Here is a 14,919-nt window from a genome sequence, read left to right as displayed (position 1 = left end):
AAAAGTCCCCTATAGGCAGACTTTTTTAAGTGTCTACTCTATAGGGGACAGTTTAGTTCCGTGGGTCTTTTTGGTTGCGTTCACTTCTACTCCTCTATGGCAAGGTTTGCCTGTCTGATCCAGTTCAGCCTGCGGTTATTTAACAAACCGAGATTGTAATACGTAATCGATTGAGCGCCTGCGTCCACTGCTGTTTTCACCCTCGTTGCCAGATCGAACGCTGACTGGATTTGGCTATGATGTAGGGAAAAAGCAGCCCCCAACGCAGCTTCTGGGGCGACAAGCTTCATTGCATGAAACGTATACGCCACCTCATTGACACTGTCTCCATAGACGAGAGGAACGACACGATCGAGAGTAGCCGCAGCTTTTCGTAATGAAACCCCTTCCCAATAGGACTGATTCACGTAAAACGGTGTCGAGGATGGAAAGCCATCCAATGCAGTCCCCATACTTAGAGCAATTTCCTTCAAGCTCCTCCATAGCCCATCTACCACTTCCAGACGAGATTGCTGATAGTGATACAATTCCGGGTATTCCAGCAGCAAATAGGCAACTTCTCTCGTTTCTGCGGATACTTGCGAGATGGAATCGGCTTCCACCATCTGATTGACCAGCCTTGATACAAGCTGTTGGACAACTCCTACATCGATTCGCTTTGATTCGGCACGCTCCGTACATGCCTCGCAAAAACAGAGCGACAGCAACCATTGCAGTGATTCTCCTAACGGTAGGAGGCATACTTCATGATGCTCGCCATGCTTCATCGGCAAAAAGGCGGTTGCTTCGATCAAAATCCGCTCTGGCTTTACTTGCTCTAGCGTATCTGCAAAAAGTGACTTGGCGTAATGCTGAACCTCAGACCGCGAAGGACATAGCGCGTACGTGTATGTATCCCCCCAAATGTTTTGCACACAAAGATCTGGATGAGCCAAACCAAGCGTAGAATTGTGAAGGCCAACCCACCATGTATGAAACCCCATTCCCGCCTGCTCACAAGCTTCTTTCATTTTGGCAAGAATGCCTGCTTGTGCGATTTGCTCGTGTACATTGGGGCGCAAACGGTTGTACTTGGACCATTCAGGCGTAAACGACACCCCTGAAAACGGTAGCCTGCGAAACGTTTTGCTTTGCGGGTGAAAAAATCTCCCCTGATGATAGCTGCTATTGACCACCGCTGTATTGCATTTGGCACCTTGCAATGTTTGTATCACAGCTTCGATACCACTCTCGGCTATGTCCCACGGATAAATAAACATCCCGATTTGGCGTGATGAACTCATTTCGTTTCACCTCGTTTTTGCAAGTAATCATATGTCAGTGTTTGTCTAAAATCAATCTTGTTTTTAAAATTTTCTGAATAAAACTCATCAAAGAAACACCCCCGAGGAATTGTCCCAGGGGGTGTCTGTTACATCACACGCTTAAACATTTTTTCTAAGTCATAACCAGTAAAATGAATCACAATCGGCCTGCCGTGCGGGCACGTATACGGACTGCTCGTCTTGCGTAGCTGGTTCAGCAAGCTTTCCATTTCTGCATGTGTCAGGAAGCGGTTCGCTTTAATCGAAGCTTTGCAAGACATCATGATAGCAGCTTTTTCGCGCATCAGCACGACATTCGCTTGGGCGTTTTCACCCGTTTCCAGCACAAACTGAATGAGCTCCTCAATGACCTCCAGCTCCGCCCCTTCTGGAAACCAATGCGGGTGAGCGCGAACGATAAAGGTCCGTCCCCCGAACGCCTCGATCTCCAAACCAAACGATTGCAAAAGTGACAGTCGCTTCTCCAGTTTGCTTGCCTCTGCAGCGGTATACTCCACCGTATGTGGAAATAGCATGATTTGGCTGGAAATGCCCTCCTCAGCTAGCTTGTCCATGAAATACTCGTAAAAAATCCGCTCCTGCGCAGCATGTTGATCAATTAAATACATGCCCTCGTCATTTTGCGCGACGATGTAGGTGCCATGTACTTGACCAACTGGGTACATAACGGGGACAGGAGAATCGGTCTCATTTTCATGGGTATCTTCCGGGAGTGGCGGTGATTGATCGGTACCTGCTGCGGCTGGGTTATCCTCACTGCTGATTTCATTACTTGAATGAGGAGCAAGGGATGGAGCCTGGACAATATCCAAATGTGCCGGAATCTTAGTCTCGTTAGGTTGGAAAGATTCCCTCGTGTCCGTTTGATCCAACAGAGTTGCCTGAACAATTTCATGCGGGATAGCCTCTACTTTTGCAGACTCTAGCTTTTCATAGTTGGCTGTAGTCTCCTTCACCGTGCCGTTCTCAATGGACGGTGCGATATGCGGCACTACATCCATTTGCTTACTTGTCGTTTCCTGCTTGGCCATCCATTCCTGGAGTCGGGGACTCGCTGCTAACAGTGACGATTGTGGTGTTTCAGGCTTGGTAATTTGCAGGTCAAACTGCGGTTGAACGACCTGGGTGACGACCTTCGCTTTTGGTTGTGTAGCCATGGGTCTGACAATTCCTAAGCCTTGTCGCAATGTCTCTTTTACCGATTGTTCTATTGCACTACACAATTCATCTTCTTTACTGAATCTCGCCTCTAGTTTGGCAGGATGTACGTTCACATCGACCAGTGACGGATCCATCTCGATCTGCAAAGCCACAATCGGATAACGGCCGATGGGTAACAATGTATGATAACCGCGCATAATCGCATTGTTGATCGAATAGCTGCGCACGTATCGACCGTTTACCAGTGTCGAAAGGTAAGAGCGATTCGCCCTTGTCACTTCCGTCTTCGAAAGAAAACCAGACCACTTATAGTCGAGGGTCTCCCCTGCTATTGGTAGAAGCAGCTTCGCTACTTGCACACCGTAGATAGCCGCCATGACGTGCAGTAGCTTTCCGTCGCCAGACGTTTGCAAAAGTGTCTTGCCGTTATGAGTCAGCTGGAAGGAGATAGACGGATGCGTGAGTGCAAGCCGATTCACATAATCGGAAATGTGTCCGACCTCCGTGGCGATCGACTTCATATATTTCAATCGCGCAGGTGTGTTGAAAAACAAGCTGCGCACACATATTTCCGTCCCTTTTACAGCGGCTTTATCGGAAAGCGTTCCGAGCTGCCCACCTTCAATCAACAGATGAGTGCCTATCTCACTACTGGACGTACTGCTCGTCAGCTCCATGCGCGAGACTGCAGCAATACTCGGCAGTGCCTCTCCACGAAAGCCCAGTGTACGAATGCGGAACAAATCACGAGCGTTGCTGATTTTACTGGTGGCATGGCGCTCAAAAGCCAGCTGGCAATCTTCCCGATCCATCCCTTTCCCATTGTCAACGATCCGAATCATCTCCAGACCGCCTTCCTCTACGTGGATCTCGATTGTCGTTGCACTGGCATCAATTGCATTTTCGACCAGCTCTTTGACAACCGAAGCCGGTCTTTCCACTACTTCCCCTGCGGCAATCATATTGGCGAGATGCTCATCTAAAACTTGAATGGTTCCCATGAGTGCCTCCCCTCCGGACCAACCCTATCGCTTTTTCAATTGCTGTTTCCATGCATATAACTTCATCATGGCGTCCATTGGCGTCGTTGAATTCAAATCCAGCTCGCGCAATTCAGTCATAATCGCTTCTTCCTCGGCCGACGTAAACTGCATCGGCTCTTCACGCACCACAGCAACTGGTGCCGTCCATAGCGATTCGAGCGACATTTGCAAGTCACTTGCTGCATTTCCATTCGCTTCAAGCCCGGTTAAGATACTGCGTGCCCGTTCAATGACCCAGGCCGGCATTTCAGCCAGCTCTGCCACATGGATTCCATAACTTTTATCTGCTCGTCCTTCTTCAATTTTATGAAGGAACAAGAGCTTTCCTTCCCGTTCTTCGCAGCGAGCGTTGACATTCACAACACCACTCAACGTCTCTGCTAACCCGGTTAACTCATGGTAGTGCGTCGAGAAGAGTGTTTTGGCACCGATTTTTTGGCAAATGTACTCAATAACTGCTTGTGCAAGCGCCATTCCATCGTACGTCGAAGTCCCTCGGCCAATTTCATCGAGCAGGATCAAGCTCTTGGCTGTCGCTTTTTGCAGGGCGTGTCTGGTCTCCAGCATTTCCACCATAAACGTACTGTGCCCACCTACCAAGTCGTCGGCTGCTCCGATTCGAGTAAAGATCTGATCAACAATCGCCAGCTTGGCCTGTTTAGCCGGAACGAAGCAACCGATCTGTGCCATCACCGTAATCAAGGCGATCTGTCTCATGTACGTACTCTTACCTGCCATATTTGGACCCGTAATGAGCAAAACTTGACGATTCGTCTGATCCATCTCCACGTCATTTGCCACGTATTTTTCACGCTCCAGAACGGCTTCTACTACTGGATGACGCCCTTCTGTAATGACATATTCGCCGCTTTCCACAAGCTCAGGGCGTATAAATCCGCGCTCGTCACTTACCGTAGCAAATGCCTGAAGAACGTCCACAGATGCAATCCGCTCAGCCAGATTCTGCAGTCTTGGTATATGCTTCGCGACTTCACTTCTTACAGCCACAAACAGTTGGTATTCCAACTCAATCATCTTTTCTTCCGCTTCAAGTATGAGCGCTTCGCGTTCCTTCAACTCTGGTGTGATATACCGCTCTGCATTAGCCAAAGTTTGCTTACGCTCATACCGCCCCGCCGGAACGTTGGCAATATTAGACTTCGATATTTCGATGTAATAGCCGAACACCTTATTGAAGCCTACTTTGAGTGAACGAATCCCTGTTGCTTCCCGTTCTCCCTGCTCCAGTTGGGCAATCCATGTCTTCCCTTCACGACTTGCCGTATGGAGCTTGTCCAGGTACTCATCGTATCCCGTCCGAATCATTCCGCCTTCACGAACCGATATCGGGGGATCATCCACGAGCGCATGAGCCAAATAGTTGACGATATCCGTACACGCATCCATCCCTTGTGCAAGTTCCATCAATACCGGCGTATTCGTTTGGATCATATACTGCTTCAGCTCTGGAACAGCTTCCAAAGACATGCGAAGCTGAATGAGATCTCGCGCGTTCGCATTCCCGTAGGAAATACGGCCCGCCAGACGCTCCAAATCATAGACACGATCCAAGCAAGTCCGCAAATCGGAGCGAAGCAGCATGTCACCCTTCAAGGCTTCCACAGCGCTCAAACGTGCATCCAGCTGATCGCGACTGAGCAATGGACGCTCAATCCATCTGCGCAAAAGACGACCACCCATTGCAGTTTGAGTCCGATCCAACAGCCACAACAGAGAGCCTTTTTTCGTCTTATCGCGAATGGTCTCTGTCAATTCCAAATTGCGTCTGGAAAAGCCGTCCATTTGCAGATACTGCTTTGCATCGTACTGTTTTAACAGGCGCATATGGGCAAGACTGCGTTTTTGCGTCGTCCCTATGTAGAACAAGAGAGTATTGACCGCCGCTCGCATGGACATATCCAGCCCTTTTGCCTGCTCCGCATATTGACTATCCACCGCAAATGCGTCCAGTTGGTTTGCATCCAGGACAGTAGATGGCAATGCTGTCTTCGGCAAAACAGCGAAGCCAAAAAAGACGAGCTCCTTGGGGCGATATTGCAAGGCTTCATCCAGAACAGCCTCCGCTTGTCCCACCAAAGAGGTAACGTACATCTCACCTGTACTCATATCACATGCTGCAACACCTGTTCGCCCTTCTACTTGGGCCAACGCTGCCATGTAATTGTTTTCCTTATCCGTTAGCCATTTGCCTTCCATCATCGTTCCCGGAGTAATGACGCGTGTAACTTCCCGGCGAACGACCCCTTTGGCTTCTTTTGGATCTTCGACTTGCTCACAAACGGCTACTTTATGTCCTTTTTTCAATAGCTCTGCAATATAGCCATCTGCCGCATGATGTGGAACACCACACATTGGTATGCGCTCAGAACCACCACCCTCACGTCCCGTCAGTGTAATTTCCAGCTCACGGGACGCAAGAATGGCGTCATCAAAAAACAGTTCATAAAAATCGCCTAAGCGAAAAAATAAGAAAGTATCCGGATAATCTTTTTTGATAGCCAGATACTGTTGAATCATCGGGGTATATTGAGCCATGATTTTCTTCTCCTAGCCTACGAATTCTCGTCGCTATTATATCATGATTGTACGGTAATGTTGACCCTGCATCCGATGGTAGATCTGTTTATGCTAGCTTCCATGTCTTGCGAAGGTCCTCATCCGTTCTCCACGATTGGCTTTCGATTAAAAAAGAAAAGTATCGATCTAAATGAATTCGTGACAGTGTATAGCCTGGTAGCTCCTTTAATTCTTGCCAGACTTGGACAACGTACGGCAGGAGCTTTTCTTTTTCACCCTGGTAGTACGCTTTGATGAGCGGGAGCTTTAGGTGAGGCGTTGCTTGTAGCTTCTCGTGATTGGTTGCAACCAAATGGGCCAAATGCAGAATACCTCGAGTGAGAAGGGGGTCAACGAGCCAACTGGGGAGTGTACGATATTCGAACCCATATTCCTTCTCCCTTACATCCCCCAAAAATCCATATCGCTCTCTGCGGCTCATACAGCCTGCGTCCTCAATCAGAACAAGGGGAAGAGCCAAGTATGCATCCAACTTTCGCCGAAGAGAAAAAGTAGGGGTAAGCCCGCCAAAATGAATATGCCCGCCGATTGGATAACCTTGAAACGGCATTCCGCCAGCGAGCCATTCGATAGACGAATTCCCTATTTTTTTGTATGCGAGTGCCAGATTATCGTAGATATGCATAAATAATTGATCAGGGTCCTCCGATGGAGCAGGTCTCAACTCTGCAACCGGGTGCTGATGGAGACCTAATTCTTCCCGATAGCGTGTCGTGTCACACCCAACCGTGCCATTAATACTCAGGAAGTCAGAAGCAAGTGCCATCTCTCCTGTGGGCTTACGTAAAGCAAACTCGGGATCAGCCCCCATGCTTTGCAGCTTTTGCGGCTGTTTGCGCATCCGACCTTCCCACCAATCTCGAGCCCGCTGCATGTATTCGTCAGCATGCTTGGCTGGCCAATTTGGTTCCACCTCGACGACCTTGAGCCGATGGGGAGAAGCAGCCATGATCGTCACTTGACCCGCATCGGCTCCAGCGGCATACAAACTGCGCGCAGCTAGCCCTTGCACCACCTGTACCTCCGTTTCGGTGGAAGGCAGGGAGACGGAATGCCACTCAGGTTCCTGCATCCGGTGCAGTAGCCATTGTGATTGCTCCTCGCTTTTGGAGATATCCAGTACATAGTCTTGGTAAAGGCAGATCCTATATGTCCGCCAGCCCGGTCGCGCTGCTTTTCCTGTCGTTACAGGTATTCTCCCTTGCCGGAGCAACCAGCGCCCGATTTCTGGACGATGCAAATACGCTACGACTTCTTTAGCGTTGGCCGTCATCGGTTGTGTTGCTGGTGTTTCCTGGTTGTTAGCTCGCTGACTCGCCTTTGTGCGTAGAATCATGCCTCCCACACTCCCCCGCTGTTCTCTCGTTATCTTATGACTGCGCCCAGAAAAAAGTGTGAATGGTACGCATCCGAAAAAAAGAAAAAAGAGGAGATAATTTCTCCTCTTTAGTCGAGCTCGTCGAGTAGCGTAGCGGAATCAAAGTCATCAAACTCGTCACTGTTATCTTCAAAGTCGTCAACCAGATGGAACTCTTTGTCATCACAACTATTGCAGACAACAACGCACACCTTTGTTTCTCCAATGACCTCTACTGCATATTCGCTTTCAACTCTGACTGTGATTGTGCCACCACCACTTAACTCCGCTTTTATGCACTTCGGTTGCTCCACGGCGCGTGCAACGATTTCCAGATCGCCTCTGCAGTTCTTGTCGAAGAACGTAAGCGGTACGAGTACGGAGAACTTAACAGTTTCCCGCTTGACTTCGGTTTGCGTGTTATTAGCAAACGAAAACCACAGGTTGACGTCATACATACCAGATACTTCAACGGCATCTCCGACTTTCTCTGCTTGGAAGTTCGTGTTTATAATCCAGCATCCGAGGATCGTCGAAGGAGTTTGCGACGGTATGATGGTGTGGGTGGTAGTAGAAAATTTATGGCCTTTGCCGCAGACTGCTTTCGCGATAAGTTCCCGGCACTGTAGATCTTTGTCTATACCCGACATTTCGTTACCTCCTCCATACAACGTTTCTGTACATTTGTATGCAGGGCATTCGACTAGCGTGCAAACAACCACCTTATATTTGGGAAAGTTGTTGGGTACTCATCAAAACAGCGCCGGGAAGGCTTTTTATCAAGAATTAGGAGCAGCAGCCGTCAGATTTTTTCTTTTCAGGCCCGCCACCCGTCTCTCCAGTCAATGGGTTTCCGCCTGTATCCAAAATAATACGCTCCGAAACGGTGTTCGTGATCACGTTCGTGACCATTTGCAAAAGATCGTTCACATCGACTTGCGATTGCTTGAATTCCGTCACGACTGGAATGGAATCCAGCTCCTCATGCAATTGGTTGTACTCGCCTTCCACTTTTTTCACCAGTTCCGGCTTGTTGATGGATTCAAACATCACCATTTGCTTTTGCTTCTGCTTCAAGGTATCGATCAAATCTTGCACACGTTCATTGTGCTTGATTTGCAATTCGGCACGTTTGAAGAAATCGACTTCATTCGTACGCGCGATCATAGCTGCAAGTTCGCGAGCTTTATCAAGAATTTCTTTTTGGGTATACACGTTTGTTTGTTCCATAATGACCTACACCTCAACTTTGGATACGAGTTCTCCGTGGAGTGTCCACGTTTTCGCATCTGTAATTTTTATGTGCACATACTGTCCGATCAAGGATTTGTCGCCGGTGAAATGGACCAACTTGTTCGTACGCGTACGACCCGCGAGCACTTCCGCATTCGTCCTCGATTCGCCTTCCACCAGTACTTCGACAACCTGATCCTGCAGTTTTTTGTTCTGCTCCAGTGCGATCCGAGCCAACACTTCATTGAGTCGATATAAGCGCGCTTTTTTCACTTCCATTGGAACGTTGTCTTCCATGACAGCAGCCGGTGTACCTTCACGTGGGGAGTAAATGAAGGTATACGCAAATTCATACTTGACCTCTTCCACCATCGAAATGGTATCTTCAAACTGCTCATCGGTTTCGCCTGGGAAGCCAACAATAATATCGGTAGAAAGCGAGACATTCGGGATCGCGTCCTTGATTTTGCGAACGAGCTCCAGATAATGCTCACGCGAATATTTGCGCGCCATCCGCTTGAGTACTTCTGTCGAACCGGATTGGACAGGCAAATGGATTTGCTCCACCAGGTTGCCGCCCTTTGCCAGCACCTCGATCAAGTGGTCGTCAAAATCGCGCGGATGACTTGTTGTGAAGCGCACACGCGGGATATCAATCTTGCGGACCTCGTCCATCAGGTCTCCAAAACCATACTCGATGTCCTCAAAATCTTTCCCATACGCATTGACGTTTTGTCCCAGAAGCATGATTTCCTTAAATCCTTGGCGAGCGAGATCACGCACTTCCGCGATAACATCTTCTGGGCGTCGACTGCGCTCTTTTCCACGGGTATACGGCACGATACAGTACGTACAGAACTTGTCACAGCCGTACATGATGTTAACCCAGCCCTTGGTGTTTCCTTCGCGGAGCTTCGGCATATTTTCGACGATATCGCCTTCTTTGGACCAAACCTCAATCACCATTTCTTTGCTGAACATCGCATCGCGCAACAGTTCTGGCAGACGGTGAATATTGTGCGTTCCAAAAATCAAGTCGACCTGCTGGTAGCTTTTCAGGATTTTCTTGACGACTTTCTCTTCTTGGGACATACAGCCGCAAACACCGAGGATCAGATTCGGATTGTTATTCTTGAGCCGTTTCATGTGGCCAAGCTCTCCAAATACTTTATCCTCTGCATTTTCGCGGATCGCACAGGTGTTAAATAGGATAACATCCGCATCTTCGACAGAATCAGAGGAGGTATAACCCATTGCCTGCAAAATACCAGAAATCGTCTCCGAATCATGCTCGTTCATTTGGCAGCCATACGTACGAACGTGATAACGCTTTCCTTTTCCGATGTGCTGCATGTCTTCTGGGATATTAAAATCGTAATGGACTAAAATCTCTTCCTTACCACGCTTTTTCGCATCTTTCAGAGAGGGGGCCTGGAAGTATTTCGCATAGTCTTCCGTTTGCTTTGGAGACTTAACGGATTTTAAGTCCACAGTCGCCTCTTTCGTTTCCTTCATCATGTATCACCTCAGCTAAAATCATCTACATAAGTAACCAATAAAGAATTATATCATTTTGGGTGATACAAAAGCTAATGCATAATACCCATTATGAGGCAAAATATGTACGAAACGGCGAGAGACCGTGCCGATCATCTCGTGGTATTCCCGATCAACCACACCTATAAATGCCAGACAGTCCTGCCAAAAATGCATCCAACGACGTTCCCGATCCAAAAGCGTTCCATCTAAATCAAACAAGCATGCCCTTACCATTGGTACATGCTCCTCCTTACCTGCCAAATTTTTTGAAATTCCGTCTTTTTTCCTATTTTCACCATAATATTTTTTTCTCCTGCAACAATACAAGCCCACTCGCCGTCTGAATAGCAGTCAACAAAAACTACATTGCTATTTTGAGGAGGTTAACATGAAAAGAGCACTAGCCGTATTTTTGTCGGTGTTGATGTTCTTAACGGTTATCCCGGTTGTAGGTGCCGCTTCCACTCCTTCTTTCTCAGACGTTCCACGTAGCCATTGGGCATACAAGGAAATTACGGAGATGGCGGCAAAAGGGATCATCAAAGGGTACGACAATCGGACATTTAAACCGAACAATGAAGTTACCCGCGCCGAATTTGCCAAAATTATGATCGCAGCAGCAGATGTAGATATAAACAAACGCTACGTCGACCAAACCTTTAAGGATGTACCGCGTCATCACTGGGCATTTCTGTATGTGGAATACGCCAAGCCTTACTTGACTGGATACAAATCCGGTTCCACCTACACGTATAAGCCAGATCAAGCTGCAGTACGTGAAGATATTGCTGTCGCATTGGTACGCCTGTTGGGCTACGATCAAAAGTACAAAGCCGACCTGAATCAATTGAAAAAGTTCCGTGATTACGATGATATTTCGTCAGCTCTGCGTCCGTATATTGCGATTGCGATCCAAACCGATCTGATGAAAGGATACAATGGCAATTTCCGTCCACAAGATCCGATTACTCGTGCGGAAGCTGCTTCTCTGCTCTATCGCGCTATTTTGGATCGTGACGATGATGATGAGATCAAAATTGTATTCCCTACCCCTGGTCAACCGCAGCCTCAACCAGAGCCAGAGCGAATCAATATCAGCGACTCCTTCTCTGATTCCAAATTGAAAAACTGGGATACAGACAAAGCGACAGGAAACTGGGAGATCGCTAGCAAACAAGTGACAGCGGAATCCGATGATGATGATCTGGATCACTACTTCCTGCCACTGAATTGGAATGAGTCTGACAAAGTTAAGAAATACGAATTGAGCGTCGATGTCAATGTCGTAGGCAGTGAAGGTTTAGGCGGCCTTTACTTCAACGGTAAAGACGGAAAAGCCAATGTTGTATTCGTTCAAAAAGATCGCGTTGTTTTAGGTAAAGTGAATGATGTCGAAGAAGACGATATTGACATCATTACTTCTAGCTCCTACAAGCTGAAATCCAACAACCGTTTAAAAGTAGAAGTTAATGAGAACACTGTTTCCATTTACCTGAACGATCAATACTTGTTCGGTCAACAGTATGTGAAACAAGAAGGCACAAAGCTCGGTCTGTACCTGCAAGAAGAGGCAACTAAAAACGCGCCTCGCAAAACAACCTATCTGGACAATTTCTCCTTCAAGGAGAACAAATAAAGAACCATATTTTGACCCGACAAGCTATCTTGGCCTGTCGGGTATTTTTTCACCCTACTTAACATGCATGTTCTACCAAATGGAAAAAAGAAAGCGAAAACGTAGAAATAAACGCATTTCAAATGTTATAATGGTAGCTATTCTTGTCCTGTGAAGGAGCCTTCCTATGTCATTTTCTGTTAATCAACCGTTTCGCTGGATGGACTCCGGTACCTACCAGGATAGTCCACTTGAGCCTTTAATCCGTGATGAAGCGTTGACAGCTAGTATGCAATCTGAATCTGCAACCCCTGTGATTCATCTATGGGTGTACGATCAGGCGCTGTATCTCGGCCGCAGAGACGCCAAGCTTCCTCACCTCCAGCAAGCCTTACGTAAGTTCGGTCAAGATGGCTTTGGTTGTGTTCTTCGCTCGTCTGGTGGAGCTTGTGTTCCCCTTGATGCTGGCGTACTCAATATGGCTTGTTTATTACCTGACACGTCGATTTCCATTGACTCCTTCTTCTCATTTGTAGCCCAGCTTCTTAATGTGGGCCTGCGTGATTACGGGAAGCTGGAATTTGGAGAAGTGACGGGTTCTTACTGTGCAGGGGAATACGATTTTTCCATTCACGGTAAAAAAATCGGAGGTATGGCACAACGACGTACGCGACACGGCTCTATTTTGCAGTTATGCATTAACGTCGACGATCGGCCAAGAGGGGAATGGATGGAGCGCTTTTACCGTCTCGCCGGCTTGAATGAAATGCAAAGTCATAAGCCAATTCCTTCCATCGATGCTTCTACAGTGGGCAGCATTGCGAGTTTGACTGGGAATTTGGCCACTATGGATGATGTAAAAGCACGTCTATTGGAGACAATCCGTTCTGAGTGGGCTGTATCACCTACCCCCTTTTATGTGCAAAATGAGTTAGTGACAGAGTCGAGGCATCATTTGTCGCAACGATTACACTTATTTTCTTATACCGCAAAAGAACTGGCCGCACCTGACTGGCACTTACCCGAATAACGGGCATTATATTTGCTTTTGATTCTCCAGGTGCTGCCGGTAAAATTCTGGAGGAATTATGAATAGCAATCGAAAGGGGACGTTTCAGGATCTGAATGCCCTTTTTGTTTTTGGGGCTCTTACTGTCTTGATGATTCACATCCTCAGTTTCTTTCTGTCAAATGAGAAGACGTATCCGTGGAATAGTGATTTACAAGCCGTTCTAATCATCTTGTTAAAATTCGGTCGCTCTTTATTTATTTTTGCAACTGGAATGCTACTGTTCTACTGGTATCAGAACCGACAATTGGATTGGCGTGCTTTCTGGAAAAAACGCTGGCGCGCGGTTATTTTGCCTTACGTAATTTGGACGGCCATCTTCACCTATTTTAAACACCAAACCTTTGACCCGGCCGTGCTAGTTGGACCGTTTTTTGAAAGTCTGTTTAATGGCAGTTCGTTCTACCACCTGTATTACATTCCGCTTTACTTGCAACTGTGCTTGTTATTCTGCCTGATCAAACCGTGGGTGGAACGTTACTTGAACTTCCGCTGGATCATCGCGCTATTTATTGGACAAGCTGGTCTGTACGTTCTCTACCGCTATTTTTTCATTCAGCCGTTATGGGCCATTGATTGGGCTTCAAACCCATTCCTGTCCCTCATCCAGCACAGCTATGTTTACGGACAGCATTATGTTTTTATGTACGTATTTACTTTTGCACTCGGCGCTTATGCCGGGATGAATGTGGATAAATGGCGGACGTGGGTGAACCGCCTTCAAATACCTTCTATCGTTGTGATGGCAAGTGCAGCTGTTTGGATGGCGTACGGCTATCTTTCCGGCTCCAAAAGCTATTACGAGAGCATGAATATTTTTGAACCGCTTTACTTGTTGTACACACTCTGTGTGATCATCAGCTTTTACCCGGCATCCAGTTATCTCGGTAAACTACCTAAACTCGGTCCGTGGCTTGCCCGGTTGGCCAAACAAAATATGGCTATCTATTTGGTTCATCCGTTGATCTTGTTTTTAATGCAGAGCTACGTCATTCATCGATTAGGCTGGTCGACGCCGTCCTTGGTTCTCGGCATGTTCGTGATTACACCGCCACTGTGCATTTTCCTCTACGAGTTGACGACGATGTCCTTTTGGTTTAATCGGAAAAAACGTGTGGAAGCAAAACCGATCTTCAAAAATCAAACATATAAAGCGTAAGGAGAAACTGGTTTCCTCTAAACTCCTAATGTAAAAAACAACATGATCTCCCATACTAGAAATAGGGACGATTGTTCCACACCTCGATTACTTGCCTGGCGTAACTGCCGGGCTTTTTTTCGTCTAATGCCCCGCAAAAGGCTTGGCGACGCCAAGTTTTCTAAATGTAGCCCTACCGTTTGTACCTCGCTTACGGTATCATAGAAGAGGATCACAAGCAGTGCTTACTGCTATAGACGACAGAAAGAAAAGGTGGTGGATCTGAATGAATCAAGAGATCCCATTGTTACATATTCCGATCAAAGATCTCATAATCGCGTCCACAAAGGTCGCACATGTGCAGTTAGGTAATTCGCTTGAACACGCCCTGCTAGTCCTCATCAAGTCCGGCTATTCAGCCGTTCCTGTACTGGATCATCAGTATCGTTTGCATGGGTTAATCAGCACGAATATGATCATGAATAAGACTCTAGGTCTGGAACGCTTCGAGACCGAGCGTATGTCCGAACATATTGTAGATGATGTGATGGATTCGAAGGTCCCTCGATTGCGTGACACCGATGAATTTTTGAAAGCATTGGAAGTGTCCATTAATCACCCTTTCGTCTGCATCGAAGACGACGAACACTATTTCCAAGGAATCTTGACTCGAAAATCGATATTGGCTTTGGTATATCGTCACTTTCGCAATCTGCCGTTTCCTTTGGCTGACCAACAACAGCCGGCAGAATCGTAGGTTACGGCATACAAAAAGACGGGGCAATAAATAAACTGTCCCCTATAGAGTAGACACTTAAAAAAGTCTGCCTATAGGGGACTT

The 14,919-nt window shown here is 47.3% G+C and carries 12 protein-coding genes; 4 read left to right on the top strand and 8 right to left on the bottom strand.

The genetic code is table 11. The features are described from left to right. Positions 1-86: 86 nt before the first annotated feature. The 8 genes from ACQ5DJ_RS29325 to ACQ5DJ_RS29290 form a co-directional block, all read right to left on the bottom strand. Positions 87-1,283: a hypothetical protein gene (locus ACQ5DJ_RS29325; RefSeq protein ID WP_429845522.1), complete on the bottom strand. Its 1,197-nt coding sequence runs from the start codon at positions 1,281-1,283 to the stop codon at positions 87-89. Between the two features lie 128 nt (positions 1,284-1,411). Next, entirely contained in the window at positions 1,412-3,487 is a 2,076-nt protein-coding gene (mutL, locus tag ACQ5DJ_RS29320; RefSeq protein WP_429845521.1) for a DNA mismatch repair endonuclease MutL, read from the bottom strand. A 24-nt stretch (positions 3,488-3,511) separates the two neighbouring features. Further along, a complete protein-coding gene (gene mutS, locus ACQ5DJ_RS29315; RefSeq protein WP_429845520.1) occupies positions 3,512-6,085 on the bottom strand; it encodes a DNA mismatch repair protein MutS in 2,574 nt (857 codons plus the stop codon). Between the two features lie 88 nt (positions 6,086-6,173). Next, complete coding sequence (locus tag ACQ5DJ_RS29310; RefSeq protein WP_429845519.1) at positions 6,174-7,463, bottom strand: putative amidoligase domain-containing protein; 1,290 nt, start codon at positions 7,461-7,463, stop codon at positions 6,174-6,176. 110 nt (positions 7,464-7,573) lie between these two features. Continuing rightward, a complete protein-coding gene (gene cotE, locus ACQ5DJ_RS29305) occupies positions 7,574-8,134 on the bottom strand; it encodes an outer spore coat protein CotE (protein ID WP_017249244.1) in 561 nt (186 codons plus the stop codon). A 136-nt stretch (positions 8,135-8,270) separates the two neighbouring features. Beyond that, on the bottom strand, positions 8,271-8,714 hold the full coding sequence (locus ACQ5DJ_RS29300; protein ID WP_429845518.1) for a RicAFT regulatory complex protein RicA family protein: 444 nt from the start codon (positions 8,712-8,714) through the stop codon (positions 8,271-8,273). A gap of 6 nt (positions 8,715-8,720) precedes the next feature. Continuing rightward, the gene (gene miaB / locus ACQ5DJ_RS29295) at positions 8,721-10,232 is read right to left on the bottom strand and encodes a tRNA (N6-isopentenyl adenosine(37)-C2)-methylthiotransferase MiaB (RefSeq protein ID WP_429845523.1); all 1,512 of its coding nucleotides are present in this window, start codon (positions 10,230-10,232) and stop codon (positions 8,721-8,723) included. Positions 10,233-10,280: 48 nt separating this feature from the next. Then, complete coding sequence (locus ACQ5DJ_RS29290; protein ID WP_429845517.1) at positions 10,281-10,490, bottom strand: hypothetical protein; 210 nt, start codon at positions 10,488-10,490, stop codon at positions 10,281-10,283. Between the two features lie 154 nt (positions 10,491-10,644). Between ACQ5DJ_RS29290 and ACQ5DJ_RS29285 the strand changes: the two genes are divergently transcribed. From ACQ5DJ_RS29285 to cbpB, 4 genes are all read left to right on the top strand, one after another. Next, positions 10,645-11,892 (top strand): S-layer homology domain-containing protein, encoded by a 1,248-nt coding sequence (locus tag ACQ5DJ_RS29285; protein ID WP_429845516.1) that lies wholly within the window; start codon positions 10,645-10,647, stop codon positions 11,890-11,892. A 166-nt stretch (positions 11,893-12,058) separates the two neighbouring features. Continuing rightward, a complete protein-coding gene (locus ACQ5DJ_RS29280) occupies positions 12,059-12,901 on the top strand; it encodes a lipoate--protein ligase family protein (RefSeq protein ID WP_429845515.1) in 843 nt (280 codons plus the stop codon). A 58-nt stretch (positions 12,902-12,959) separates the two neighbouring features. Beyond that, positions 12,960-14,099: an acyltransferase gene (locus tag ACQ5DJ_RS29275; RefSeq protein ID WP_429845514.1), complete on the top strand. Its 1,140-nt coding sequence runs from the start codon at positions 12,960-12,962 to the stop codon at positions 14,097-14,099. 265 nt (positions 14,100-14,364) lie between these two features. Beyond that, positions 14,365-14,835, top strand: coding sequence for a cyclic-di-AMP-binding protein CbpB (gene cbpB / locus ACQ5DJ_RS29270; RefSeq protein WP_144614668.1), 471 nt, complete (start codon positions 14,365-14,367; stop codon positions 14,833-14,835). Positions 14,836-14,919 lie beyond the last annotated feature (84 nt).

This window comes from Brevibacillus sp. FIR094 (genome assembly GCF_050477165.1).
Taxonomy (GTDB): Bacteria; Bacillota; Bacilli; order Brevibacillales; family Brevibacillaceae; genus Brevibacillus.
The sequence above is the reverse complement of the archived record's forward strand: the minus strand, read 5'-3'. Positions and strand labels throughout refer to the sequence as shown.

Coding starts and splice junctions, on each gene's coding strand:
- cbpB (WP_144614668.1), top strand. CDS start 14,365: ATGAATCAAGAGATCCCATTGTTACATATTCCGATCAAAGATCTCATA.
- ACQ5DJ_RS29325 (WP_429845522.1), bottom strand. CDS start 1,283: ATGAGTTCATCACGCCAAATCGGGATGTTTATTTATCCGTGGGACATA.
- ACQ5DJ_RS29275 (WP_429845514.1), top strand. CDS start 12,960: ATGAATAGCAATCGAAAGGGGACGTTTCAGGATCTGAATGCCCTTTTT.
- ACQ5DJ_RS29310 (WP_429845519.1), bottom strand. CDS start 7,463: ATGATTCTACGCACAAAGGCGAGTCAGCGAGCTAACAACCAGGAAACA.
- ACQ5DJ_RS29280 (WP_429845515.1), top strand. CDS start 12,059: ATGTCATTTTCTGTTAATCAACCGTTTCGCTGGATGGACTCCGGTACC.
- mutS (WP_429845520.1), bottom strand. CDS start 6,085: ATGGCTCAATATACCCCGATGATTCAACAGTATCTGGCTATCAAAAAA.
- cotE (WP_017249244.1), bottom strand. CDS start 8,134: ATGTCGGGTATAGACAAAGATCTACAGTGCCGGGAACTTATCGCGAAA.
- ACQ5DJ_RS29300 (WP_429845518.1), bottom strand. CDS start 8,714: ATGGAACAAACAAACGTGTATACCCAAAAAGAAATTCTTGATAAAGCT.
- ACQ5DJ_RS29285 (WP_429845516.1), top strand. CDS start 10,645: ATGAAAAGAGCACTAGCCGTATTTTTGTCGGTGTTGATGTTCTTAACG.
- miaB (WP_429845523.1), bottom strand. CDS start 10,232: ATGAAGGAAACGAAAGAGGCGACTGTGGACTTAAAATCCGTTAAGTCT.
- mutL (WP_429845521.1), bottom strand. CDS start 3,487: ATGGGAACCATTCAAGTTTTAGATGAGCATCTCGCCAATATGATTGCC.
- ACQ5DJ_RS29290 (WP_429845517.1), bottom strand. CDS start 10,490: ATGGTAAGGGCATGCTTGTTTGATTTAGATGGAACGCTTTTGGATCGG.